General features: G+C 36.8%; 22 protein-coding genes and 1 tRNA gene. 13 read left to right on the forward strand and 10 right to left on the reverse strand.

Annotation, left to right across the window (positions count from 1 at the left end):
- Positions 1 to 42: 42 nt before the first annotated feature.
- From DUT69_RS16635 to DUT69_RS16670, 8 genes are all read right to left on the reverse strand, one after another.
- Positions 43 to 1,638, reverse strand: a complete 1,596-nt coding sequence (locus tag DUT69_RS16635; RefSeq protein ID WP_113654386.1) for a S8 family peptidase — start codon at positions 1,636 to 1,638, stop codon at positions 43 to 45.
- 58 nt (positions 1,639 to 1,696) lie between these two features.
- On the reverse strand, positions 1,697 to 2,278 hold the full coding sequence (locus DUT69_RS16640) for a pentapeptide repeat-containing protein (RefSeq protein WP_113654387.1): 582 nt from the start codon (positions 2,276 to 2,278) through the stop codon (positions 1,697 to 1,699).
- A gap of 129 nt (positions 2,279 to 2,407) precedes the next feature.
- Positions 2,408 to 3,346 (reverse strand): FAD:protein FMN transferase, encoded by a 939-nt coding sequence (locus DUT69_RS16645; protein WP_240186745.1) that lies wholly within the window; start codon positions 3,344 to 3,346, stop codon positions 2,408 to 2,410.
- Positions 3,347 to 3,415: 69 nt separating this feature from the next.
- Positions 3,416 to 4,744, reverse strand: coding sequence for a Gfo/Idh/MocA family protein (locus tag DUT69_RS16650; protein ID WP_113654389.1), 1,329 nt, complete (start codon positions 4,742 to 4,744; stop codon positions 3,416 to 3,418).
- Positions 4,745 to 4,764: 20 nt separating this feature from the next.
- Complete coding sequence (locus tag DUT69_RS16655; RefSeq protein WP_113654390.1) at positions 4,765 to 5,727, reverse strand: formylglycine-generating enzyme family protein; 963 nt, start codon at positions 5,725 to 5,727, stop codon at positions 4,765 to 4,767.
- Positions 5,728 to 6,140: 413 nt separating this feature from the next.
- Positions 6,141 to 6,218: transfer RNA gene (locus tag DUT69_RS16660), tRNA-Val, on the reverse strand.
- Positions 6,219 to 6,322: 104 nt separating this feature from the next.
- Positions 6,323 to 7,048, reverse strand: coding sequence for a DNA repair protein RecO (recO, locus tag DUT69_RS16665; protein WP_113654391.1), 726 nt, complete (start codon positions 7,046 to 7,048; stop codon positions 6,323 to 6,325).
- 1 nt (position 7,049) lies between these two features.
- On the reverse strand, positions 7,050 to 7,397 hold the full coding sequence (locus DUT69_RS16670; RefSeq protein WP_113654392.1) for a diacylglycerol kinase family protein: 348 nt from the start codon (positions 7,395 to 7,397) through the stop codon (positions 7,050 to 7,052).
- 158 nt (positions 7,398 to 7,555) lie between these two features.
- On the opposite strand from DUT69_RS16670, the gene DUT69_RS16675 reads away from it, so the two are divergent.
- Both DUT69_RS16675 and DUT69_RS16680 read left to right on the forward strand, forming a co-directional pair.
- Positions 7,556 to 9,910, forward strand: a complete 2,355-nt coding sequence (locus tag DUT69_RS16675; RefSeq protein ID WP_240186746.1) for an efflux RND transporter permease subunit — start codon at positions 7,556 to 7,558, stop codon at positions 9,908 to 9,910.
- Positions 9,911 to 9,916: 6 nt separating this feature from the next.
- Positions 9,917 to 10,444: a DUF4269 domain-containing protein gene (locus tag DUT69_RS16680; RefSeq protein ID WP_113654393.1), complete on the forward strand. Its 528-nt coding sequence runs from the start codon at positions 9,917 to 9,919 to the stop codon at positions 10,442 to 10,444.
- A 35-nt stretch (positions 10,445 to 10,479) separates the two neighbouring features.
- Here the strand turns inward: DUT69_RS16680 and DUT69_RS16685 are convergent, their stop codons facing one another.
- Positions 10,480 to 10,668, reverse strand: coding sequence for a hypothetical protein (locus tag DUT69_RS16685; protein ID WP_113654394.1), 189 nt, complete (start codon positions 10,666 to 10,668; stop codon positions 10,480 to 10,482).
- Between the two features lie 81 nt (positions 10,669 to 10,749).
- On the opposite strand from DUT69_RS16685, the gene ileS reads away from it, so the two are divergent.
- From ileS to DUT69_RS16720, 7 genes are all read left to right on the forward strand, one after another.
- Positions 10,750 to 14,145, forward strand: coding sequence for an isoleucine--tRNA ligase (gene ileS, locus DUT69_RS16690; RefSeq protein WP_113654395.1), 3,396 nt, complete (start codon positions 10,750 to 10,752; stop codon positions 14,143 to 14,145).
- A gap of 6 nt (positions 14,146 to 14,151) precedes the next feature.
- Positions 14,152 to 14,535, forward strand: coding sequence for a TraR/DksA family transcriptional regulator (locus tag DUT69_RS16695; protein ID WP_205314295.1), 384 nt, complete (start codon positions 14,152 to 14,154; stop codon positions 14,533 to 14,535).
- Positions 14,535 to 15,137: a lipoprotein signal peptidase gene (locus tag DUT69_RS16700; RefSeq protein WP_113654397.1), complete on the forward strand. Its 603-nt coding sequence runs from the start codon at positions 14,535 to 14,537 to the stop codon at positions 15,135 to 15,137. The genes DUT69_RS16695 and DUT69_RS16700 overlap by 1 nt, the downstream gene beginning before the upstream one ends.
- Positions 15,138 to 15,222: 85 nt before the next feature.
- Complete coding sequence (locus tag DUT69_RS16705) at positions 15,223 to 15,906, forward strand: 3-keto-disaccharide hydrolase (RefSeq protein ID WP_113654398.1); 684 nt, start codon at positions 15,223 to 15,225, stop codon at positions 15,904 to 15,906.
- 10 nt (positions 15,907 to 15,916) lie between these two features.
- Complete coding sequence (locus tag DUT69_RS16710) at positions 15,917 to 16,465, forward strand: GNAT family N-acetyltransferase (protein WP_113654399.1); 549 nt, start codon at positions 15,917 to 15,919, stop codon at positions 16,463 to 16,465.
- A gap of 130 nt (positions 16,466 to 16,595) precedes the next feature.
- Positions 16,596 to 17,288 carry an SIMPL domain-containing protein gene (locus DUT69_RS16715; protein ID WP_113654400.1) on the forward strand — a complete coding sequence of 231 codons (693 nt, stop codon included), beginning with the start codon at positions 16,596 to 16,598 and terminating at the stop codon, positions 17,286 to 17,288.
- A 162-nt stretch (positions 17,289 to 17,450) separates the two neighbouring features.
- A complete protein-coding gene (locus DUT69_RS16720; RefSeq protein WP_113654401.1) occupies positions 17,451 to 17,762 on the forward strand; it encodes a hypothetical protein in 312 nt (103 codons plus the stop codon).
- A gap of 149 nt (positions 17,763 to 17,911) precedes the next feature.
- Here the strand turns inward: DUT69_RS16720 and serS are convergent, their stop codons facing one another.
- Positions 17,912 to 19,183, reverse strand: coding sequence for a serine--tRNA ligase (gene serS, locus DUT69_RS16725; protein WP_113654402.1), 1,272 nt, complete (start codon positions 19,181 to 19,183; stop codon positions 17,912 to 17,914).
- Between the two features lie 116 nt (positions 19,184 to 19,299).
- Between serS and rsmI the strand changes: the two genes are divergently transcribed.
- The 4 genes from rsmI to DUT69_RS16745 all read left to right on the forward strand — a co-directional run bounded on the left by rsmI (position 19,300) and on the right by DUT69_RS16745 (position 22,958).
- Complete coding sequence (gene rsmI, locus DUT69_RS16730; RefSeq protein WP_113654403.1) at positions 19,300 to 20,025, forward strand: 16S rRNA (cytidine(1402)-2'-O)-methyltransferase; 726 nt, start codon at positions 19,300 to 19,302, stop codon at positions 20,023 to 20,025.
- A gap of 59 nt (positions 20,026 to 20,084) precedes the next feature.
- Positions 20,085 to 20,729 carry a PH domain-containing protein gene (locus tag DUT69_RS16735; RefSeq protein ID WP_113654404.1) on the forward strand — a complete coding sequence of 215 codons (645 nt, stop codon included), beginning with the start codon at positions 20,085 to 20,087 and terminating at the stop codon, positions 20,727 to 20,729.
- Positions 20,730 to 20,844: 115 nt separating this feature from the next.
- Complete coding sequence (gene lnt / locus DUT69_RS16740) at positions 20,845 to 22,464, forward strand: apolipoprotein N-acyltransferase (protein WP_113654405.1); 1,620 nt, start codon at positions 20,845 to 20,847, stop codon at positions 22,462 to 22,464.
- The gene (locus DUT69_RS16745; protein WP_113654406.1) at positions 22,449 to 22,958 is read left to right on the forward strand and encodes a hypothetical protein; all 510 of its coding nucleotides are present in this window, start codon (positions 22,449 to 22,451) and stop codon (positions 22,956 to 22,958) included. The genes lnt and DUT69_RS16745 overlap by 16 nt, the downstream gene beginning before the upstream one ends.
- Positions 22,959 to 22,961 lie beyond the last annotated feature (3 nt).

A 22,961-nucleotide genomic window follows, 5' to 3' on the forward strand; every position in this document is an offset into this window, starting at 1 on the left:
GCCTGTGACCTAAAAATCACAGGCATTTTTTATCAATCAATTTTACTTATACGTTTCTGCCAATTTCAATGCATTATAGGTATTAACAATACCTCCAGTTACACTTAAACTTGCAAAAGGAACTGTTACTGGTGCTCCATCTTTCATATTCTTAACATCGCGATTTACTTTTACAACAGATTTAAGAATAATATCCTTAACCTGTGGCGCAGTTAATTTTGGGTAGTAAGAACGTATTAATGCAGCTAAACCACTTACCACTGGTGCGGCCATGCTTGTTCCATTTTCTTCTTTGTAGATATTGTTATCTGGCACAGTTGAATTAATCTTTACACCTGGCGCAAAGACGTCGACCGCGGTTTTACCAAAATTAGAGAAACCAGCTTTTAAAGTTTCGTCATCTTTTTCATCTGATGCACCAACTACAATCCATGAACCAGCAATGGTACCGTCCAAAAATTTTCTAGAAGGATAATTTGGCTCTACATCTATATCCGCATTGTCGTTACCCGCAGCCTGAACTAATAAAACATCTTTACTAATTGCATATTTTACAGCTTCATCTACTACCGCTTTATCCCAAGAATACGATTTACCGAAACTCATATTCAGAACTTTCGCTCCATTATCTGCCGCGTAACGAATTGCATTAGCTACATCTTTATCACGTTCGTCGCCGTTTGGAGTATTGCGTACGCCCATTATTAAAACATTATCTGCAACACCTTTTATACCCAAACTATTTGTTCTGTCTGCTGCAATGATACCTGCAACGTGCGATCCATGCGATGCATCAGGTCCCTTAACATCTTTATTGCCGTAGAAGCGCTCTTTACTATCGTTAGGATTATCTCCTACTACAGTTCTCGGATTGTAATCTAAATTTAAATTATAGTTAACCATCTCATAGGCTTGTTTGTAACCGCCAGAAATGTCATTATCATAAAATTTCTTAAAATCAACCTCATCTAAAATCTCTAACATAGTTGCTCTTAAACGTTCTTCTTGACCAGTTTGCGCTTTGAAATTAGAAAAGTCTTCTTTAGTAGGATTTTCCTTGCCAATTTTTTTAACAACTTGATCTAAAACTGTTTTAAAACCACCTATTCCTTGCAGATCACTTTTTGCGGTGGCAAGTCGTTTTTCAAAATCTTCTCTGTTTTTAAGAAACTGATCATATTCTTTTTTATCCGTTTCCAGCATATCGTTGGTAGTAGGCGTAACATCTCTAAAGCGTATTGCGTCTCTACGAACTAAGCGAGTAAGCTCTAAAGTTTCAAACTCTACAGAACCGTCTTTTCCACCAATAAAATTCCAACCATGTACATCGTCTATGTAGCCATTTTTATCATCGTCTACGCCATTACCTGCAATTTCCTTTTTGTTGGTCCAGATTACACGTTTTAAATCTTCGTGATTAATATCCACACCGCCGTCTAAAACGGCAACAATTACTGGTGTAGATTTTTTGCCTTTTAATAATTCCTTGTAAGCTTTTTCGGTGCTTATGCCAAAAACTGAATCGGTTTTTAGATCTAAATTTTGCCAGTTGGCCTTACGTTCTTGAGCTGTTGCAAAAAAAGGCATTGTTGCAATAAATGCTACTGCAAGTGCTCTTTTAAAAAAGATTTTATTCATACGTGTGTTAAAATTTAAAAACGATTTACGTTTCTAGGTTATTGTGTTATGCTGTTTTTCATTCAACAATGATGCCGTAATTAGCTAATAAGCCTGGCAAACCTTGTACAGAAAATTTCGCTTTGCGGATTTGATTTCTTTCAGGATCAATGGTGTAATTATATGAAGTTGCAAAGTTTACACCCGTTAAAATGGTTTGCATGAAAACTGCAGTATTTAAATCGCATTTGTTAAAAACCGAAGAGCTTAAATCTGCCTCCGAGAAATCAGCGCCTTTTAATGAGCAAGAAACAAACTTTGCTTTTTTGTTTTTCCTTTTCATAAAAGCTATATAATCTAAAATGCAATTGTCAAAATCTACACCAAAAAGAAAATCTTTAGCGTTGGAAAAATCGGCACCAACCATTTTGCTGTTAGAGAATTGAACTTTATCAAACCCATTGTTAACGAATTTAACCATGCTCAAATTGCAGTTATCGAAAGTACAGTTTATAAAGTTGCAACCATAAAAATCGGCATCAGTAAAGTCGTTGTTTTTAAAGGTGCAATTATCGAAATGCGTTTCTCTGCTACCGAGCTCAGGTAGTCCGGTTTTCTCGTAAACTTGATCGGTGTAATACAAATTAGCTGCGCTGCTCATAAAAAATGTTAGGCGAGCAAATTAGGAAATTTTATCTTTTTGATTTGTAAAATTTATGGCAAACGGCTAATATTTGCTTAGCCACAACCGCAACTTTTATAGTTTTAGTTTGCTAAAAATACTGCTTACTTATTTAACAATCATCCTCTTAAAGCCGGAAGTTAGCGTATCAGTAATTTTCCCATCCTTATTTTTATAGATGATATAGGCCTCTAGGTTTTTCTTCTTTGCAAGAAACTTCATAGCTTCTTTTAATCCCATGCCCATTAAGGCGTTATCATAACCATCGGCATCGATAGCCCTTTTAGCAAACACTGTTACACTTATCATTTCGTTTTGAAACGGATAACCGGTTTTAGGATTGATAAGGTGAGAGATTTTTTTATCGCCTTTGCTTATAAACTTGCGATAATTGCCCGATGTAGTTACGGCACCTTCCTTAAATTCGATGATATGTTTTATGGCAGGTTCTGTAAAATCGTTTTCGCTGGGACCTTCAATACCAATCCGCATTAGCTTACCATCTGGCTTCGGACCTTTAGCTCTGATCTCACCGCCAACTTCAACCACGTAAGATTTAATTTTACCTTTTTCGAAAAAATCGGCAATAACATCAACAGTATAACCTTGCGCAATACCGTTTAAATCTATCGTAACCTTAGGATTTGATTTTTGGAGAAGATTTCCTGATAACTGGACTTTATCCATGCCCACTTGAGCTAGTATTTCGTTTACTGGTTGCTCTTGTTGTTTGTTGGTAACCGGCTTTGGTCCAAAACCCCAATATTGTACTAGAGGAGCAATTGTTACATCGAAAATTCCATTTGTTTCTCGATTTATTATTTGCGATTTTTTGAAAACATTAACAAAATGCTGATCAATCAAAATGCCTTTTTCAGCATTATTAAAGCTAATTATTGTAGAATTCGGTTTGTATAAAGACATAGACAAATCGATAACATTTAAAATGCTATCGATTTGTGATTTTGTAACCACGCTATCTGTGGCAAAGTAGCTTATATTATAACTTGTACCTTGCGCATAACCGCTAATTTTATAGTTTCGCATAGGCGGATTTAAGCCTATCAGAATCCAAAAACCAGTTATTAAGAATAGATACTTAGGCAATGCCATTAGCTATATTAATACCTTAGTTTTACCAGGCGTTGGTATTGGATAAAGTCCATCGGCATCTGGCAATAGTTTCGGTTTAGCATCCCAAGCTAAAACATCAGGCATTAAATTATTTTCTGCTTTTAATGCATCATCCCATTTTATTATTTCTCCAGAGTAGGTTGCGTAACGACCAATTATTGCCGTAAAACAGCTTTTAGCAGCACGTTCTGCATCCCAGAATTTGTATTCGCTTTTTGATATTGCTTCAAAAAGCTCATCATGCTCTACTTGGTAAGGATTTGCATTCCCTTTTCTGTTATGGTTATAAAGTTCTTTCCCTTGGTGATCCCATAATATTCCAGAGTTATTTGCCGATAAATACACTTTTCCTTTTGTACCTTGGAAAGTTTCATCAACTCTGTTATGCGTACCTTCAAAGTGTCGACATTGGCTATAAATTACAGATCCATCAGCATATTTAAGCTCAACTGCATGGTTATCGTAAATCTCTCCATACCTTTTTCCTGTTCTCCAAGCTCTACTTCCAGTACCTTGAACAGATACCGGATAGGCATTTTTAGCCCAGTTAGCAATGTCTATATTGTGTACGTGCTGTTCTACAATATGATCTCCACATAACCAGTTAAAATAATACCAATTACGCATTTGATATTCCATCTCGGTTTGGTTAGGCTGACGGTCTTTTACCCAAACGCCTCCGCTATTCCAATAAACCTGCCCAGAAACTACATCGCCTATGGCACCATCTTCTATTCTTTTTAAAACTTCTCTATAATTAGCTTGGTATCTGCGTTGCAAACCAACCACTACGTTTAGTTTTTTCTGTTTTGCTAGTTCAGCAGCAGCCAAAACTTTTCTTATCCCTGGAGAATCTACCGCAACCGGTTTCTCCATAAAAACGTGTTTATTTTGTTTAACAGCTTCTTCAAAATGGGTTGGCCTAAAACCTGGAGGAGTTACCAAAAGAACCACGTCTGCCAAAGCAATAGCTTTTTTGTAAGCATCAAAACCTACAAACTGACGCTCTTTAGGAACATCGACCTTGGCGCCAAAGCGTTCTGAAACTGCTTTGTAGCTGCTATCCAATCTGTCTTGAAAAGCATCGGCCATAGCTACCAACTTTATATTAAATTTGGTACTTAATGCCTGAAATGCGGCGCCCGTACCTCTATCTCCGCAACCTACCAAAGCAATTTTAATGGTATCATCTACAGAAGACGTTGGCACACCTGCCCACGAGTAACCACTCATCATTACACCTCCGGCAACCAATGCGCTTGCCTTTAAAAATTCTCTTCGCTCGTTCTGCGATTTTTTTTCATTGTTCATTTTAGGTTTTTGGTTAGGTTTTAATAATCTTTTATAACTGGCTTATTGTAATAAGCGTCAATTTCTTGTTTTGATGGTGCTACAACTGGTCGAACTAAGCGAATACCTATAAATGGCGCATCTGGAAACCACCAATTACTTTTAGGTATTTGCGGATCTATTTGTTTCCACGATGGATCTGACGCCAATCTTGCTGCCGAACGAAGATCTTTTGCAACATCTTCGTAAGAACCTCCGCGTACTACTAGCGGATAAAGTTTATCAGCCGTTGCTACAGGATTTTTAACTTCTGCCTTAGCCTCGGCGTAAAAATCTGGTTTATATTCGTCGTAAGTCCATTCGGCAACATTGCCATGCATATCGTACAAACCCCAGGCATTTGGCTTTTTCATTGCAACCTGGTGCGTTTTCTTTTCGCTGTTTTCTCCAAACCAAGCGTAGTCGGTGAGCTTGCTTTCATCATCTCCAAAATGATATTCGCTTGTGCTGCCAGCACGACAAGCATATTCCCATTCTGCCTCAGTTGGCAAACGGTAGAAAATACCGGTACGCTCGTATAGCCATTTACAAAACTGGATGGCATTATACTGGGTCATGGCAAGTGCAGGCTGGTTTTGCTTGCCCATACCAAAGGTCATATCTAAATAGGGTTTTGTAGGACGTGTTACAGCATCTACATTAGCAGGAATTTCGCCAACACTATTAGATTTCTCGTAATCTTTATATAAAAAAGGTTCGAATAAATCCCAGGTAACTTCAACTTTGCTCATCCAAAACGCATCAAGATTAACCTTATGCACCGGTTGCTCATCTGCATTGCCTTTAGTGCTTCCCATTGCGAAAGTTCCGGCGGGAATAGCCTGCATTTCGAAGGATAATTTAGTTCCGTTAATCTGTTGCGTATAATTAGTTGCTTTTTTTTGCGCTTGTAATTGCAAAGCGATGAAAACAAAACAAAAGCTTGATAGAAAAGTCTTTAACATGGCACTAAAAATAGCAAGATTTTTCTAAAAGAAAAGGTGAAGATTAACCAAAACGAAAACTTAAAGGTTTTTAAAACGCTTGAGAGCGCTAGTGGGAATATTACAACGTAATTGTTACCGATTAGGAGTGCTATTTATTAGCCATGAAAATATCGACAGGAAATTTATAAAGATTTTAAGCACAAAAAAAGCCTTAGACTTCTCTAAGGCTTTGGTGGGAAATGAGGGGTTCGAACCCCCGACCCTCCCGACTGAAAATGTCGGGATGCTAGGAACCACCTGCGCTAATTAGTTTTTCTATCCATTCATCGGTATCTGATGTTTAGCCAAAATAAAAAAATATAGAATTTAGATATTGAACGAAAATCCAAGAATTTTAAGCACAAAAAAAGCCTTAGATTTCTCTAAGGCTTTGGTGGGAAATGAGGGGTTCGAACCCCCGACCCCCTCGGTGTAAACGAGGTGCTCTGAACCAGCTGAGCTAATTTCCCTTTTGGTGTTTTCCCTTAACGTTCGTTTTTTGAAGTGTTTCGTTCGTTTTGGGAATGCAAATATAGTGACATATTCTCATTCTGCAAATATATTTTCACTTTTTTTAAGAAAGTATATCCTCTAAAACCTGATGAGATTTAACTTGCCCAAAAGACGCCGTATGCAACGTATAGTAAATCAATATTTTATCTAATAGAAACCTTCTTGTAGCGTTATCAATTTTTATTTCAAATATTTTTTCAAACGAGGTAGAAAAAAGCAACAAAAAGAAATCTGCTTCTGTTTTTTCTATAAAATATGGATGGATCGGCATCAACGAAGTAAACTCTCCTTCTTGCAAATCGAAATATTTTTGGTCTTTTCTAGTTTGCTCGTGCGGAGCGAAACCTAAAAATCGCGATAGCTTCAGCAGAAATGCTAAATGAAAGTTTGCACTAGGCTTCTCTGTTTCATCAAACCAACTAATAGCGTTGTAAATAAAACTAAACAATGCATCCTCGGCCCCCTGTTGCCTAATGCTTTTATACAAAACCTCGTTCAAAAACTGTACGATGGTATTTTTAATTACATCATAAGGAATAGATTTAAAAACCGGCGATGGCCTAGCTTCAGAAACACGTTGTAGCTGTGTATTCACTTTGTGGTAAACCACCATATCCAAAAGATGTAGTGGTTGCAACACATTCATCGGAATTTTAGCTTTTGGTTTTTTCACCCCGTTGATCAAATAAGACTGAATACCAAATTTCTCTGTAAAAACTTGCACTATAACACTGCTCTCGCTGTACAACGTTGTTTTTAGCACAATCCCTCGTGTTTTATGCAACATGCTAAAAGAATTTAGGAAAGAAAATTAATAATCCAATTACCACCGCACCCATTGCTGCTACTAAAACCGCAGCAGCGGCTAAATCTTTTATAGCGCCCGCCTTTGGGTGTATTTGCGGAGAAACTAGATCTACCAGAACTTCTAAGGCCGTATTTATTAACTCGGCAGAAAGAACCATTACCACAGCAACTGCAATCCAAAGCCATTCCCCTTTATCGAGTTTAAAGAATAAGCCAAGACCTATTACCAAAATCAAGGCAATACAATGCACCCTAAAATTTAGCTGTGTTTTAAATGCATATGCTAAACCTTTAAATGCGAAACCAAAACTTGATAAAAATCTTTTCATGCAACCGCTAAAATAAATAAAATACCCGCTTAGAAATAAGTTATTTATACAAAAACAATAAGCTTTACGTTTCTGTTTAGAAACAGTAATATGCATAGCGATTTTGCATTAACGCATATTTATAGTTTCTTTACCTTTTTTAAACAACGCCGTTGAATATGTGGGTTAAACTCTCTAAAGCTATACTTCAAAACCGTATCGTTCTTATTATTTTCTTTTTGGTTGCCACGATTTTTATGGCTTACCATGCTAAAAACCTAAAGCTTTCTTACGCTGGAAGTAAAATTTTACCACTTACGGATTCTGTTTTCGTAAAATACAATGCTTTTAAAAAGACGTTTGGCGAAGACGGAAGCATTATGGTTTTAGGTATTACCTCCCCAGATATTTACAAAAAAGACACCTATAACAAATGGGCGTTATTGTCTGAAGATATTCAAAAAATTAAAGGTATTAAAGGCGTTCTTTCTATCGGAAAATTATTCGAATTGAGAAAAGATACCATTAATCAAAAGTTTATGGTTAGTCCTATCCCTGGAGGAGTGATTAAGAACAATGTAGCAATGGATTCGCTTAAAAACCTACTTCAAGCTCAGCCATTTTACGACGGACTATTAATAAACAAAAAAACAAATGCCACTTTAATGGCAATTACCTTCGACCAAAAAATATTAAATACGGCCGAAAGAAATCCAATATTAAAAGAAATTGAAGCAAAAGCCACAGCATTTGGCGAGCAAACAAACTTGCAGGTACACATGTCTGGCCTACCCTACATACGTACCGCTACAAGCAAACTAGTGTCAAACGAGTTCGTACTATTTTTGGGTCTATCTATTTTAGTATCTGCACTTATCCTAGTCATTTTTTTTAGAAGTTTTTACGCTGTCTTCTTCCCTATTTTAGTTGTTATAATGGGCGTAATCTGGAGTATAGGAACTTTAGTTTTACTTGGCTACGAAATCACCATACTTACAGGTTTAATTCCACCCCTTATTGTAATTATTGGTATACCCAACAGTATTTTATTACTAAACAAATACCATAACGAGCTTAAAAAGCATGGCGACAAACACAAAGCCTTAAGCGTAACTATAGAAAGAATTGCTGTTACTACCCTGATTGCAAATGTTACCGCCGCCATTGGTTTTGGCGTACTTTACTTTACGGGAAGCGAACTATTGATGCAGTTTGGCCTAGTAGCTGCTTTAAACGTTATGTTTACTTGGCTAATGTGCCTATGCTTGGTGCCAATTATTTTCAGTTATTTACCTATCCCTAAAGGAAAAACAAATACCACACACGACCCAAATTTTCTTGATAAATTATTAGCTAAAACAGATGTTTTGGTGCAACAAAAAAGCACTGCAATTTATGTAGCAACGGCTATTTTAACCATTGTTTCTATCGTCGGCATCTATAAAATAAACATTAATGGATATGTAGTTGACGACCTGCCAAAAAGCTCTCGGATTTTAACAGACCTTAAGTTTTTCGAGAAAAATTTCGAGGGGATTTTACCGCTTGAAATTAGCGTAGATACCAAGCGCAAAAATGGAGTTTTAAGCATTTCTACCCTGAACAAAATTGATAAAATGGAGCAGATGATTGCTGAATATCCGGAATTTTCTCGTTCTATCTCTTTAAACACAGGCTTAAAATATGCGTCGCAGGCATTTTACAATGGCGATTCTGCCTTTTACAGACTTCCGACAGATATTGAGAAAAACTTTATCTTGATATATGCTGCAAATTCTGGCAAAGGCAATGGAAACATGTTAACCAACTTTGTAGACAAGGATAAGCAGACAGCAAGAATTAGCTTCCAGATGGCCGATGTTGGCTCGAAAAGACTTGACCAACTACTTTTAGAACTAAAACCGAGAATAGATTCTATTTTGAGTCCGAAAAGATTTAATGTTGAACTTACCGGATCAAGCATAATTTTTAGCAAAGGAACCGATTATTTATTAGAGCACCTTTTTGAAAGCATCGCTTTAGCAATTGTATTGATTTCGCTACTTCGCCTTGCGCAATTTAAGAGCTTAGGAATTATGTTTGTATCGCTATTACCAAACATTGTTCCGCTAATAATTACTGCCGGATTAATGGGCTTTTTCAATATCCCGCTAAAACCATCAACTATTTTAATTTTTACCATTGCATTCGGATTAGCATCAGATCAAACGATCTATTTCTTAACCAGATATCAACAGGAATTGAGCCTTACTAATTATAGCGTAAGTCAGGTGGTTTCAGATACGATTAGAGAAACTGGCGTTAGTATGACCCACATAGCCCTGATCTTATTTTTCGGCTTCGGAATATTCACTGCCTCAACTTTTGGCGGTACGGTTGTGCTCGGCTTGCTACTGTCGATTACTTTGATTGTGGCTCTAGTATTTAACCTTACTTTACTACCTGCTTTAATGCTTTGGTTAGACAAAAAGAAAACACGCAAACTAATTTCGGCGGAGGAAGTTGCAAGAAACGCCGACAAAATAGACCATTAATTTTTGATGATTGATTTTGGAAATATCCGCTATCTAAAAAATGGAAACGAAAGGCAAAAACGTGTATACGACGTTTTAATTAAACATCAAATTTTTGATATTTTAGTTGAATTTGACCCCATCCTAACCGGAACCTTTCCGATTGAGATAGACATACCCGGTAGCGATTTGGATATTTGTTGTTATTTTAGAGACGCTGATGATTTTGCAGAGCTGATAAAAAAATCATTCTGTAAACACACCGATTTTCTGCTAAGCGAAACCTATTTTAACCATCAAAAAACAATTATTGCAAACTTTAATGTAGAGGATTTTGAAATTGAGATTTTTGCACAAAACATTCCAACTAGAAACCAGAATGCATTTAGGCACATGCTAATTGAACATCAGATTTTGTTACAGAGGGGCGAAGAATTTAGGCGAGCCATAATTGATTTAAAACTCAAAGGCGAAAAAACCGAGCCGGCTTTTGCCAAGTTATTAGACTTAAAAGGAAATCCCTACCAAGCGATTTTGGATTACAACATCCATTAAAGAACTTTTCGCTTTTAAATTGATATTAGGAGCTTTTAAGAACTTTTTTTCTTCTTAAAAAGACTAAGCGCTACAAAAAACAATCCCACAAGTTCCAAAAGCATTGTAAGTAAAAGCAGACTAAACATCAGTATTTCGCTTAGGTTTCTTGCTAATACAGCTACCGGCATCAAAACTACCGCCGCAACCATAAAATAAACTCCTAATTTCAGTCTTTTTTCCATAAAACAATTTCCCCACAAAACTACCATAATTCGTTCAAAAACCTTAGCTTTGCATCCTTTAATTTTGGAGATACTTGATTGATGTATAGGGAATTTAAAACTTTAGAACTAGCAAAAATAGGCAAAGAGATATTAGAATTTTGGAAAGCGGAAAACATCTTTGAAAAAAGCATTTCAACGCGTTCAAAAGCTAAGCCATTTACTTTTTACGAAGGACCGCCATCGGCAAACGGAATGCCTGGCATACACCACGTAATGGCTCGTGCTATTAAAGATATTTTTTGCCGTTACAAAACCCTAAAAGGATATCAAGTTAAGCGTAAAGGTGGTTGGGATACCCACGGCCTACCGATAGAACTTGCCGTTGAAAAAAAATTAGGCATAACCAAAGAAGATATTGGAAAGAAAATTTCTGTAGATGCCTATAACGCAGCCTGTAAAGAAGAGGTAATGCGTTATACAGATGTTTGGAACGATCTTACCGAAAAAATGGGCTATTGGGTTGATTTGCAAAACCCTTATGTAACCTATCATAACGAATATATAGAAACCCTTTGGTGGATTTTAAAATCCTTTTACGAAAAAGGTTTATTGTACAAAGGCTATACCGTACAACCATATTCGCCTGCAGCAGGTACAGGTTTAAGCTCGCACGAGTTAAACCAGCCTGGAACCTATCGCGATGTGAGCGATACGACAATTGTGGCACAATTTAAAGCCATACAAGATACTTTACCAGAGGCACTAAAGGCATTTGGCACTATCCACTTTTTAGCTTGGACAACCACGCCATGGACTTTACCAAGTAACACGGCTTTAACCGTTGGGCCAAAAATCGACTATGTTTTAGTAAGAACATTTAATCAGTATACTTTTGAGCCAGCGCAAGTTGTTTTGGCTAAAGCATTGGTTGGCAAACAGTTTTCTGGCAAATATTTTTTAGCAGAAAATGATGATGATTTAACTAATTACAAAGCTGAAGACAAAAAAATTCCTTACCAAATATTAGCCGAATATAAAGGCGAGGATTTAGTAGGGATAAAATACGAACAATTGTTACCCTATGCGCTTCCTTACCAAAACCCAGAGAATGCTTTTAGAGTAATTGCTGGTGATTTTGTAACTACAGAAGATGGTACAGGTATAGTACACACCGCTCCTACTTTTGGTGCAGACGATGCTAGGGTTGCCAAGTTAGCTACGCCAGAAATCCCGCCAATGTTGGTGTTGGATGATAAAGGTAACGCCGTTCCTTTGGTAGATTTGCAAGGAAAATTTATTGCTTCTTTGGGTGGCAACTACGGCGGAAAATATGTTAAAAACGAGTACTACGCAGATGGATTAGCTCCAGAGAAATCTGTTGATGTTGAAATTGCTATTCAGTTAAAAGAAGAAAATAAAGCTTTTAAAGTAGAAAAATACGTCCACACCTACCCTCATTGCTGGCGTACAGACAAACCAGTTTTATATTATCCGTTGGACAGCTGGTTTATCAAAACTACCTCGGTTAAAGAAAAAATGGTTGAGCTTAACAAAACCATTAACTGGAAACCAGAAGCAACCGGAACCGGTCGTTTTGGCAATTGGTTAGAGAACTTGGTTGATTGGAACTTATCTCGCTCTCGTTACTGGGGTACGCCATTACCAATCTGGCGCACAGCGGATGGTTTAGAAGAAAAATGCATTGGTTCTATAGCAGAGCTGAACGAAGAAATACAAAAAGCAGTTGATGCTGGATTTATGCCTGCGGGTTTCGAGCTAAAAGACATGCACCGCCCTTATGTTGATGATGTAATTTTAGTGTCGGCCAAAGGCGAAAAAATGACCCGCGAAGCAGACCTTATAGATGTTTGGTTTGATAGTGGCGCTATGCCTTATGCTCAATGGCACTTCCCTTTTGAAAATAAGGAAGAGTTCGAGAATGCTTATCCGGCAGATTTTATAGCCGAAGGTGTGGATCAAACTCGAGGTTGGTTCTTTACCTTACATGCTATAGCTGTAATGTTAAGCGAAAGTAGCGAAGAGATTAAAGCTATTAACAAACACGTAAATAACTTAGGCGTTGCTTATAAAAATGTGGTGTCTAATGGATTAGTGTTAGATAAAAACGGCAACAAAATGTCTAAACGTTTGGGCAATGCGGTTGATCCTTTTAGCACGATTGACACCTACAGTGCCGATGCTACGCGTTGGTACATGATATCGAACGCATCACCTTGGGACAATTTAAAGTTTAGCTTAGACGGGTTGGATGAAGTACGCCGTAAATTCTTCGGAACGCTTTACAACACCTACTCTTTCTTCGCATTATATGCCAACATAGATAAGTTTGAAATTGATTTAGATAATCAAACGCCTATTGCCAATCGTAGCGAATTAGACCGTTGGATTTTATCTTTATTGCAAACATTAATTAAAGAAGTTGACGAAAGTTACGAAGCTTACGAACCTACCAAAGCCGCTAGAGCAATACAAACTTTTGTTGACGAACATTTAAGTAATTGGTACATCCGCTTATCTCGTCGCCGTTTTTGGAAGGGCGAAATGACGGAAGATAAAAAAGCTGCCTACGAAACGTTATTTACTTGCTTAACCAGCATTGCACAATTAATGAGCCCGGTAGCGCCATTTTTTGCCGATTGGTTATATCAAAATTTAGTTGATGCAAACCCGAAAGTGCATAGTGCAAAATCGGTGCATTTAACTATTTGGAACGAAGTTGACGAAACGTTAATCGACTACGATTTGAACGAACGTATGGAATTGGCTCAAAATATTTCTTCTATGGTATTATCATTAAGAAAGAAAATGAGCATAAATGTTCGCCAGCCATTAGCAAAGGTTCTTATCCCGGTATTGGATGATAATTTCCAAGTTAAAGTTGAGTTGGTGAAAGATTTAATTTTATCGGAAACTAATATCAAGGATATAGATTTTATCAAGGATACGGCTGGATTTATCAAAAAGAAAATCAAACCAAACTTTAAAGCCTTAGGCACAAAAGTTGGAAAGGATATGAAATTGGTAACAGAAGCAATTAATAAAATTACGCAAGAAGAACTAACTCAGTTTGAGAAAGAAGGCTCTTTCGCTATACGCGATACCCAATATGAAATCTCGTTAACTGATGTAGAAATTATTGCTGAGGATATTCCGGGGTGGCAAGTAACCAATTTGGGGAGTTTAACTGTTGCGCTAGACGTAACTATAACTAACGAATTGAAACAAGAAGGCTTATCGCGTGAGCTGATTAATCGCATTCAGAACTTAAGAAAGGAATTGAATTTCGAAGTAACAGATCGCATTACCATAAGTTTACAAGAAGATAACCTAATTGCTCCGGCAGTGCTGGCTAACAAAGCCTACATTTGCGCCGAAGTTTTAGCAGATGACATAAAATTCGAACAAAATATTAATAACGCAAACCAAATCGTAATTGAAGATGTTGAACTACAGATTTTAATTGCCAAACACTAAATTATTATGGAAAAAACTGAGAAAACCCGCTATTCTGATAGCGAATTACAAGAGTTTAAAGAGCTAATCCAAGGAAAACTAAAAAGTTCAAGAGAAGAGTTTTTATCACTTACTTCATCATTAAGTAGCCCAAATTCCCATGGCACGGAAGATACTTCTGGTGCATATAAAACATTAGAAGATGGTTCTGCAACACTAGAGAAAGAACAAATTAACCAGTTGGCTGCCCGTCAGAAAAAATTTATCGACAACCTAGAGGCAGCTCTAGTGCGAATTGAAAATAAAACTTACGGCATTTGCAGAGAAACAGGGAAATTGATCCAAAAAGAACGCTTAATGGCTGTGCCACATGCAACATTAAGTATGGAAGCAAAACTTAAACAAGGTTAATGAAAGGCTATACAAAACCCTTACTACTTATATTCTTTGTACTACTTGCCGATCAAGTTTCTAAAACTTGGGTAAAAACCAATATGTACTTAGGCCAAGAATTTAAAATAATTGGCGATTGGTTTATTATCCATTTTACAGAAAACAATGGAATGGCCTTTGGTTTGGAGTTTGGTGGCGAATTCGGGAAACTTGCACTTTCGCTTTTTAGGGTAATTGCAGTGGCTGGTATCGCCTACGGCTTACACTACCTTATTAAACGCCATTATCATCGCGGTTTAATATTAAACGTTGCATTAATATTTGCTGGGGCTTTAGGCAACATTATAGATTCTGTTTTTTATGGCGTAATCTATAAATACGAAACTTTGTTTCATGGCAGGGTGGTAGATATGCTTTATTTTCCAATTATTAAAGGCACTTTCCCAACTTGGTTCCCATTTTGGGCAAACGAACCTTTTGAGTTTTTTAGGCCCGTTTTTAATTTGGCCGACGCTGCAATTTCAGTTGGCGTTATAGCTATATTAATCTTCCAAAAAACTTATTTTAAAGAAGAGGTTAACGACGAAATTGGAATTAACAACGAAACTGTTGAAGATTAACAATAAACATAAATTCATTTAAAAAAAGCCTGCGAATAAACTCGCAGGCTTTTTTTATATTTGAATAAAGCCCTATATAAATTACATGAAAAAAATCTCCTTACTCACAACCTTAATTTTTCTTTTTTTCGTTACGGTAACCATGGCGCAAAAAAGCCTTTTTGATGGTAAAACGCTTAAAGGTTGGCACAGCGATGTTCCTGCAAAAGATAAAGACGCAAAAACTCCTGATGCTTTTATTGTGCGCAATGGATTACTGGTTAGTTTAGGCGAACCTAGAGGCCATCTTATTACCGATGCGATTTACGAGAATTATAGATTAGAGGTGGCATATCGCTTTGCGGGAAAACCTGGAAACTGTGGTGTTTTGGTACATGCTTCCAAACCTAGAGCGCTGTATGAGATGTTTCCGAAATCTTTAGAAGTACAAATGCAACATAAGGATGCAGGAGATTTCTGGTGTATTGACGAAGACATTGCTGTGCCAGATATGGAAACAAGGCGTGGACCAAAAGAAACTTGGGGAACTGTTGCAGGTAAATCTCGTAGAATAAAAAACTTAACAGACGACAGTGAAAAGCCACTTGGCGAATGGAATACAATGATTATAGAATGCTATAAAAATTCAGTTAAAGTATGGGTTAATGGCATCTTAGTAAACGAAGGTACTAATTGCACTGCTGATAAGGGACAGATAGCTTTACAAGCAGAAGGTGCTGAGGTTGAGTTTAAAAAACTAATGCTGAAAAAAATTAAAAAGTTGAGCTAAAAACACCGAAATGAAATTTGATATACAGCCTACACTTGAAAATGAAACAGTAAAACTCGTTCCTTTAGCTAAAGATGATTTTGAGCTTTTATTCAACGTGGCATCAGATCCGCTGATTTGGGAACAACATCCAAATAAAAATCGTTACCAAAGAGAAGTATTTAAGAATTTCTTTGAGGGAGCACTTGAATCTAAGGGTGCTTTTATTATTTACGAGCAAACCACAAATAAAGTTGTAGGAAGTTCTCGTTATTATGATTACGACCCAATAACCAACTCGATATTTGTTGGCTATACCTTTATTGCGAGAGAATTTTGGGGAACACAAGTTAATGCCGCGATAAAAAAGCTGATGTTCGATTATGCTTTTGAGCATGTAGAAAAAGTTTTGCTTCATATTGGCGCAACAAATTTCAGATCGCAAAAAGCAATAGAAAAAATGGGTGCCAAAAAAGTTGATGAACAAGAAGTTGCTTACTACGGAGAGCCAAATCGGTTAAACTTCGTCTATCAGGTAACTAACGATGAATGGTATAAAAGAGCAACCGCAACTCAATAAATTCAACACAAATTAATCTATTGATAAACTGCTCTTTAGCCATGTGTTTAGTACAAATAAAAAATAGGCTATGGAATTGGTACGATTTTTACATCTGATTTGTAAACACACACAAATAAAATTAATAGAAATGAAAAAGTTATTAGCCCTTGCTTTCGTAGCAATATTAAGTTTAAACTCATTTGCTCAGACTGCAGATTTAAGAAAAAAAATTCACGTAAGCGGTAGTGCGGAAACAGAAGTAACTCCAGATATTATCTATATCGGTATTTCTTTAAAAGAATATTTTAAAGACAATAACTCGAAGAAAAAAGTAGACATTACCACTCTTGAGACTCAATTGTATAATGCTGTTCTAAAAGCTGGCATAGCTAAAGAAGATTTAATGGTAAACAATGTATCTAGCTATAACTACGCCACAGAGAAAAAGAAAAATCCTGATTTTTTAGCTAGCAAACAATACCGTTTAAAAGTTGCCGACCTAAACAAGTTTAACGCAATTTTAGAAAGTTTAGATGCGAAAGGCGTAGCAAACACAAATGTAGAAAGTTATGACTACAGCAAAATTGAAAGCCTTAAAAAAGACTTAAAGATTAAAGCTCTTTTAGCTGCTAAAGAAAAAGCTACCTATATGGTTACCGCTTTGGGAGAAAAAATTGGTGGTGTAATTGAAATACAAGATGGTGGCGACAATATGATACAGCCTATGTATAGAAACTATGCAATGAAAGCTGAAATGGCTGATGCGAGCGCTGCACCCGAGCTGGATTTTAAAAAAATAAAATTGAATTTTACAGTAAACGTGGTATTTGAGATCAAATAACCTGAAAACCTCTAAATTTTAGCATTTTTAAAACCTACCATAAGTTTTTTGGTAGGTTTTTTGTTTGTAAGTTAAAATATCAGCAAGCTGATATTAGAAATGCAGAAAAGGTTACATTTGATTTTACTGCAACATCACATTCTTAATTAAAAAACAAAAATTATGAAAAAATTTATTTACTCGTTGGTTTTAATCTTTACGTTAGGTGTTAGTGCAAATACAGCTTCTGCTGCAGACAGCAAAAAACCTAAAACCGAACTTACAGCTGAGCAGAAAGTCCAGTTCGAAAAAATTACTTCTAGAGTGGAGGAAATCCGTAACATGGATAAATCTAACTTATCTAGAGCGGAGAAAAAAGCTTTGCGTAAAGAATTAAGAGAAATGAAAGATCAAGCTCGTGCTTTATCTGGTGGCGTTTATCTATCAGTTGGCGCAATCATTATCATCATTTTATTATTAATTTTGATTTTGTAAGCACACGAACACTATTATAAAAAAGCCCTCCCAAATTAATTTTGGAGGGCTTTTTTATTTTTCATACCCAACTCGGCTTTGTACCTAATGCGCAACATAATTGTATCGCATTAAGATTCCGCTTTTTTGGAGAGTGAAGAATTTTTGTGTTAATCGATTATATCAAATCCAGTATATTTTCTTAAAACTTCCGGTACTATAATACCGCTTTCACTTTGGTAATTTTCTAAAATAGAAGCTACAATGCGTGGTAAAGCTAATGCACTTCCATTTAAAGTATGTGCCAGCTGTGTTTTTCCTTCTTTACCTTTAAAACGCAATTTCAATCTATTACTTTGGTAGGTTTCAAAATTCGATACAGAAGAAACTTCTAACCAACGCTGCTGAGCTGCGCTCCAAACTTCCATATCATAAGTCATTGCAGAAGTAAAGCCCATGTCGCCTCCACACAAGCGTAATACACGATAGTGCAAGCCTAATTGTTGCAACAATGATTGCACGTATGCACTCATATCCTCTAACGTTTCATAAGATTTGTCGGGATGCGAAATTTGCACTACTTCTACCTTATCAAACTGATGTAACCGGTTTAAGCCGCGAACATGAGCACCGTAAGAACCTGCCTCCCTACGAAAACAAGGCGTGTAGGCAGTATTTTTAATTGGAAGGTCTTCCTCCTTTAAAATCACATCGCGGTACAAATTAGTTACCGGAACTTCCGCCGTCGGAATTAGATATAAATCGTCTACAGTTGAGTGGTACATTTGGCCTTCTTTATCTGGCAACTGACCTGTTCCAAATCCCGAAGCAGCATTTACCATATGTGGCACTTGCATTTCTTTGTAACCCGCAGCCGTAGCGCTATCTAAAAAGAAATTAATCAAAGCACGTTGCAGCCTGGCTCCTTTTCCTTTATAAACAGGAAAACCTGCGCCCGTAATTTTTACGCCTAGTTCAAAATCAATAATATCGTATTTTGCTGCCAACTCCCAATGAGGCTTTGCATCAATATATAAGCTTGCAGGCTCGCCATGCGTTAAAACAATTTCATTCTCTTCTGGCGTAGCACCAGTTTTTACTAAATGATAAGGCAAGTTAGGCAACTGAACAACTAAGTTAAATTGATTTTCTTCCAGTTCATTTAATTTCTCTGTTAACGATTTAATTTGCTCTTTATAGTTAGCTGTGTTTGTTTTAACAACTTCAGCCTCTTCTTTCTTGCCATTACGCATTAGCTCGCCAATTTGTTTGGCAGCTAAGTTCGCTTCTGCAGAAATACTATCCAACGAAGTTTGAGTTTGGCGACGTTCTTCATCTATGGAAATGATTTGATCTACCAATTCGGGTTGTTTAAAATTGCGCACTTTTAAGCGCTCCAAAACTTTCTCTCTATTTTCGCGGATATAGTTAACTTGCAGCATTATTTTAATTTTTCACAAAGATAGTTTTTAAAGGCGAAAGGCAAAAGGTTTAAGGCATAAGCGTAACGAAGCATATTATACTAAAAACCCCAACCCCTCCCTAAACCCTAAACCTGATGAGCGGAATACTTTATCTCGTACCCACCCCAATTGGAAACCTGGAAGACATGACTTTTAGGGCGATTAGAATATTAAAAGAAGCAGACGTTATACTGGCGGAAGACACTAGAACTAGTGCACCCATGCTAAAACATTTTGGGATTGATAAAAAAGCCTACTCGCACCATCAGCATAATGAACATAAAGCCACTGCCGAAATAATTAAATTTTTAAAGGAAGGAAAAATGGTTGCTTTGGTTTCTGACGCAGGTACGCCTGCGATTTCAGATCCGGGATTTTTCTTGGTAAGAGAGGCACTGAAAAACGAAATTGAGGTAAATTGTTTGCCCGGGGCGACAGCTTTTGTACCAGCTTTGGTTAACTCTGGCCTGCCCAGCGATCAATTTGTTTTTGAGGGATTTCTTCCTGTTAAGAAAGGTAGACAAACGAGATTAAAGTTATTGGCGGAAGAAGAAAGAACTATGATTTTTTACGAAAGCCCACATCGGTTATTAAAAACATTAGAAGAATTTGCCAGTTATTTAGGTGAAGATAGACAGGCATCTGTAAGTAGAGAGCTTACCAAAATTTACGAAGAGACCGTTCGTGGCACAGTATTAAAAATAAAATCACACTTCGAAAACAATATATTAAAAGGAGAATTCGTAATTTGTGTAGCTGGAAAAGACTTGGCAAAGGACAAAGCATCAAAGAATAAAGACAAGTATAAAAAAGAAGATTAAAGAAATTCCTCAGCAAGGCTTCTGTTTAAAAGGAAGTACATGAGCTAAAAGAAAATAAAATGAATTCAATAGATAGATTTTTAAGCGACGAGCAAGACCCAAAAGCGGTTGAAAAAGTAATCGGAAAATTAAATGATTTACTAACCAGTGGCGAAGAACTTTTGTATTTAGCTGTACAAAAAAAACCAGCTGTAAATTTGTTACCAGATAGCATTGCAATTAGCAATAAACGAATTTTTTATTGTGAGCCAGGAAATCTTGGCCTAACCATGAACTTCAAGGATATCTCTTGGAAAAATGTTAAGGAAGTTTCTTTTAAGGAAGGACTTTTAGGCTCTAAATTTATCTGTGTACCACAGTCTGGAGAAAATATCGTTACAGATTTTATTCCAAAGGCTCAAGTACGCAAGTTACACCAGGCTGCCAACGAACAACTAGAGCAATACAAAGAGTTGTTAAGACAACAGAAACTAGAAGAAAACAGAGCAACAGCATCGGCAATTAATGTACCGCCGGTTGCGGAGAGTTTTTTTCAGGCACCTATTGAAATTGAAGAAGCAGTGGTAATTGCCCCTGCGCAAATTGAAGAACCTGAAGATGAAACAACCTTAAAATTAAGAAAGTTAAAAACGCTTTACGATAAACAACTGATTACCTTAGATGAATACGAAAGTAAAAAATCTGCCATTTTAGATAGTTTGTAATCTCTTTACGTCGCCCTGATTTTTATTCTAGCGTCTGTTTTTAAACGAAGAGAGCAGCCATAGATGCTGAACTAAATTTAGCATGACGACACACATCGCAATGACGAACCAAACAATGACCAAAAAACAAACTTATCTATTAGCCTTGCTTAGCGCATTTTTAATGTGGTTGGCTTGGCCACCACATAATTGGCTAGCCCCTATCCTCCTTGTTGGTTTAGTACCATTATTCGTTGCGCTACATCAAATCATCAATAAAAAAGAAACTAAAACGGGTAAAAAAGTTTTCTTAACTGCCGGATTAACGTTTCTAGTTTGGAACACGGCAAGCATTTACTGGGTTTTTAACTCTATCAATGCGGTAAATACAGGTGTGGTTGGCACCATAATTTCACTTTTAGTTTCGCTTATACCATATTGTTTAGGCGCTTTTTTAATGACATCAGGATTTTGGCTTTATTATCGCCTAACTAACTATACCAACAAATACCTTAGCTATTTAGGGTTGATCTCATTTTATGTAGCTTTAGAGTATTTACACGAAAGTTGGGATCTGGCCTTCCCCTGGATGACGTTAGGCAATGGATTTGCAGGCTTGCACCAATTGGCGCAGTGGTATGAGTTTACAGGGGTTTATGGTGGCTCCATTTGGATTTTATTAAGCAATATCTTGGCTTTCGAACTTTATAATGCCTATAAAACCAAACAACGGGTTGGCAAAACTGCCATAGCCTTAGTTGCTACCATTGTTTTACCCATAGTAACCTCGCTTTACATATATTCAAACTACAAAGAAAAATCAGTACCGGTAAATGTGGTGGTGGTTCAGCCTAACATAGACCCTTATGATAAATACGGTGAAATTTCTGCTACCGAACAACTGCAAATTCTAGCAAAACTATCAGACTCGGTTGGACAGGTAAATACCGAATATTTTGTTTGGCCAGAAACTGCGATACCCAATTATGCAGACGAAGATAAAATTCGTGCTAACGGAGATTATATTAAAACGCAGGAATTTTTAAGTAAATATAAAAATGGAACATTAATAACCGGAATAGAAAGTAGGAAATTTTACGATGATCAAAAAACGTTATCAGCCAAAGTAAATCCAAATGGCGGCTTTTATGATAATTTTAATACGGCAATGCAAGTAGAAAATTCTGCAAATGTCCAGTTTTACCATAAATCTAAACTCGTTCCTGGCGTAGAGAAATTACCTTTTCCAACAGTGTTATCTTTCTTAGCTCCTGTTTTCGACAAATTAGGCGGCAGTGTTTCTGGCTGGGGATGGCAAGACAAGCCGGGTGTTTTCTATTCACAAGGCGGTGTTGGAGTTGCTCCTGTTGTTTGTTACGAATCTTTATGGGGAAGCTGGATTGGCGAATCGGTTAAAAACGGCGCACAGTTTATAACCATTATTACAAACGATGGTTGGTGGGGAAATACATCGGGCAAAGACCAACATTTGCTTTATGCTAAGCTAAGAGCAATTGAAACACGCAGATGGGTTGCCAGATCGGCAAACACTGGTATATCAGGTTTTATAAATCAACGAGGTGATGTAGTTCAGCAATCTAAATGGTGGACAAGATCTGCGTTAAAAGCAGACATCAACCTAAATGATAACCTTACCATTTACGTAAACAACGGAGATTACCTAGCGAAAATATTTTCGTTTTTAGCCGTATTGTTAGCATTAATTATTCCTTATAGAAAATGGGTAAAAAAATAATCTTCTCAATACTCTTACTGTTATCATTCGGCTTTAGTGCCAAAGCTCAAGAATATTTAGATAGCATAAAAAGTCAGTCTACTCAAATGGTTAATGCTTTTTCTAAAGGTGATTATGGTAAACTACTTGAATTTACACATCCTTCTATTATTAAAATAATGGGTGGAAAAGAAACTGCAACAAGACTTTTAGACACCGCTCTTCACCAGCTTAAAGAGTCTGGAATAACTGTAGAAGAGGCCAAAGTAGGAGATATCATACAGTCGCTCAAATCAAACGATACTATTCAATGCATGCTTCCGCAATACCTTAAAATGAAAATGGGCGATAAATTTTACAGTTCTAAAAATTACCTGTTGGGAATTTCTTATAACAACGGAAAACGATGGTATTTTATAGATACAAATGGTGGTACTGAGGAAAGCATAAGAAAAATGATTCCGGAAATTAGTAAGGAAATAGTTTTTCTGGAAGCTGAAAAAAGCTTTAATTAAGCC

The sequence above is a fragment of the Pedobacter namyangjuensis genome, from assembly GCF_003313325.1.
GTDB classification, from domain to species: Bacteria; Bacteroidota; Bacteroidia; order Sphingobacteriales; family Sphingobacteriaceae; genus Pedobacter; species Pedobacter namyangjuensis.

Excerpts from the sequence above, each read along its gene's own strand:
- DUT69_RS16655 (WP_113654390.1), bottom strand. The coding sequence starts at position 5,727 with ATGTTAAAGACTTTTCTATCAAGCTTTTGTTTTGTTTTCATCGCTTTG.
- rsmI (WP_113654403.1), top strand. The coding sequence starts at position 19,300 with ATGAGCGGAATACTTTATCTCGTACCCACCCCAATTGGAAACCTGGAA.
- serS (WP_113654402.1), bottom strand. The coding sequence starts at position 19,183 with ATGCTGCAAGTTAACTATATCCGCGAAAATAGAGAGAAAGTTTTGGAG.
- DUT69_RS16675 (WP_240186746.1), top strand. The coding sequence starts at position 7,556 with ATGTGGGTTAAACTCTCTAAAGCTATACTTCAAAACCGTATCGTTCTT.
- DUT69_RS16720 (WP_113654401.1), top strand. The coding sequence starts at position 17,451 with ATGAAAAAATTTATTTACTCGTTGGTTTTAATCTTTACGTTAGGTGTT.
- DUT69_RS16715 (WP_113654400.1), top strand. The coding sequence starts at position 16,596 with ATGAAAAAGTTATTAGCCCTTGCTTTCGTAGCAATATTAAGTTTAAAC.
- DUT69_RS16635 (WP_113654386.1), bottom strand. The coding sequence starts at position 1,638 with ATGAATAAAATCTTTTTTAAAAGAGCACTTGCAGTAGCATTTATTGCA.
- DUT69_RS16650 (WP_113654389.1), bottom strand. The coding sequence starts at position 4,744 with ATGAACAATGAAAAAAAATCGCAGAACGAGCGAAGAGAATTTTTAAAG.
- DUT69_RS16640 (WP_113654387.1), bottom strand. The coding sequence starts at position 2,278 with ATGAGCAGCGCAGCTAATTTGTATTACACCGATCAAGTTTACGAGAAA.
- recO (WP_113654391.1), bottom strand. The coding sequence starts at position 7,048 with ATGTTGCATAAAACACGAGGGATTGTGCTAAAAACAACGTTGTACAGC.
- DUT69_RS16700 (WP_113654397.1), top strand. The coding sequence starts at position 14,535 with ATGAAAGGCTATACAAAACCCTTACTACTTATATTCTTTGTACTACTT.
- DUT69_RS16735 (WP_113654404.1), top strand. The coding sequence starts at position 20,085 with ATGAATTCAATAGATAGATTTTTAAGCGACGAGCAAGACCCAAAAGCG.
- ileS (WP_113654395.1), top strand. The coding sequence starts at position 10,750 with ATGTATAGGGAATTTAAAACTTTAGAACTAGCAAAAATAGGCAAAGAG.
- lnt (WP_113654405.1), top strand. The coding sequence starts at position 20,845 with ATGACCAAAAAACAAACTTATCTATTAGCCTTGCTTAGCGCATTTTTA.
- DUT69_RS16705 (WP_113654398.1), top strand. The coding sequence starts at position 15,223 with ATGAAAAAAATCTCCTTACTCACAACCTTAATTTTTCTTTTTTTCGTT.
- DUT69_RS16710 (WP_113654399.1), top strand. The coding sequence starts at position 15,917 with ATGAAATTTGATATACAGCCTACACTTGAAAATGAAACAGTAAAACTC.
- DUT69_RS16745 (WP_113654406.1), top strand. The coding sequence starts at position 22,449 with ATGGGTAAAAAAATAATCTTCTCAATACTCTTACTGTTATCATTCGGC.
- DUT69_RS16695 (WP_205314295.1), top strand. The coding sequence starts at position 14,152 with ATGGAAAAAACTGAGAAAACCCGCTATTCTGATAGCGAATTACAAGAG.
- DUT69_RS16685 (WP_113654394.1), bottom strand. The coding sequence starts at position 10,668 with ATGGAAAAAAGACTGAAATTAGGAGTTTATTTTATGGTTGCGGCGGTA.
- DUT69_RS16670 (WP_113654392.1), bottom strand. The coding sequence starts at position 7,397 with ATGAAAAGATTTTTATCAAGTTTTGGTTTCGCATTTAAAGGTTTAGCA.
- DUT69_RS16680 (WP_113654393.1), top strand. The coding sequence starts at position 9,917 with ATGATTGATTTTGGAAATATCCGCTATCTAAAAAATGGAAACGAAAGG.
- DUT69_RS16645 (WP_240186745.1), bottom strand. The coding sequence starts at position 3,346 with ATGCGAAACTATAAAATTAGCGGTTATGCGCAAGGTACAAGTTATAAT.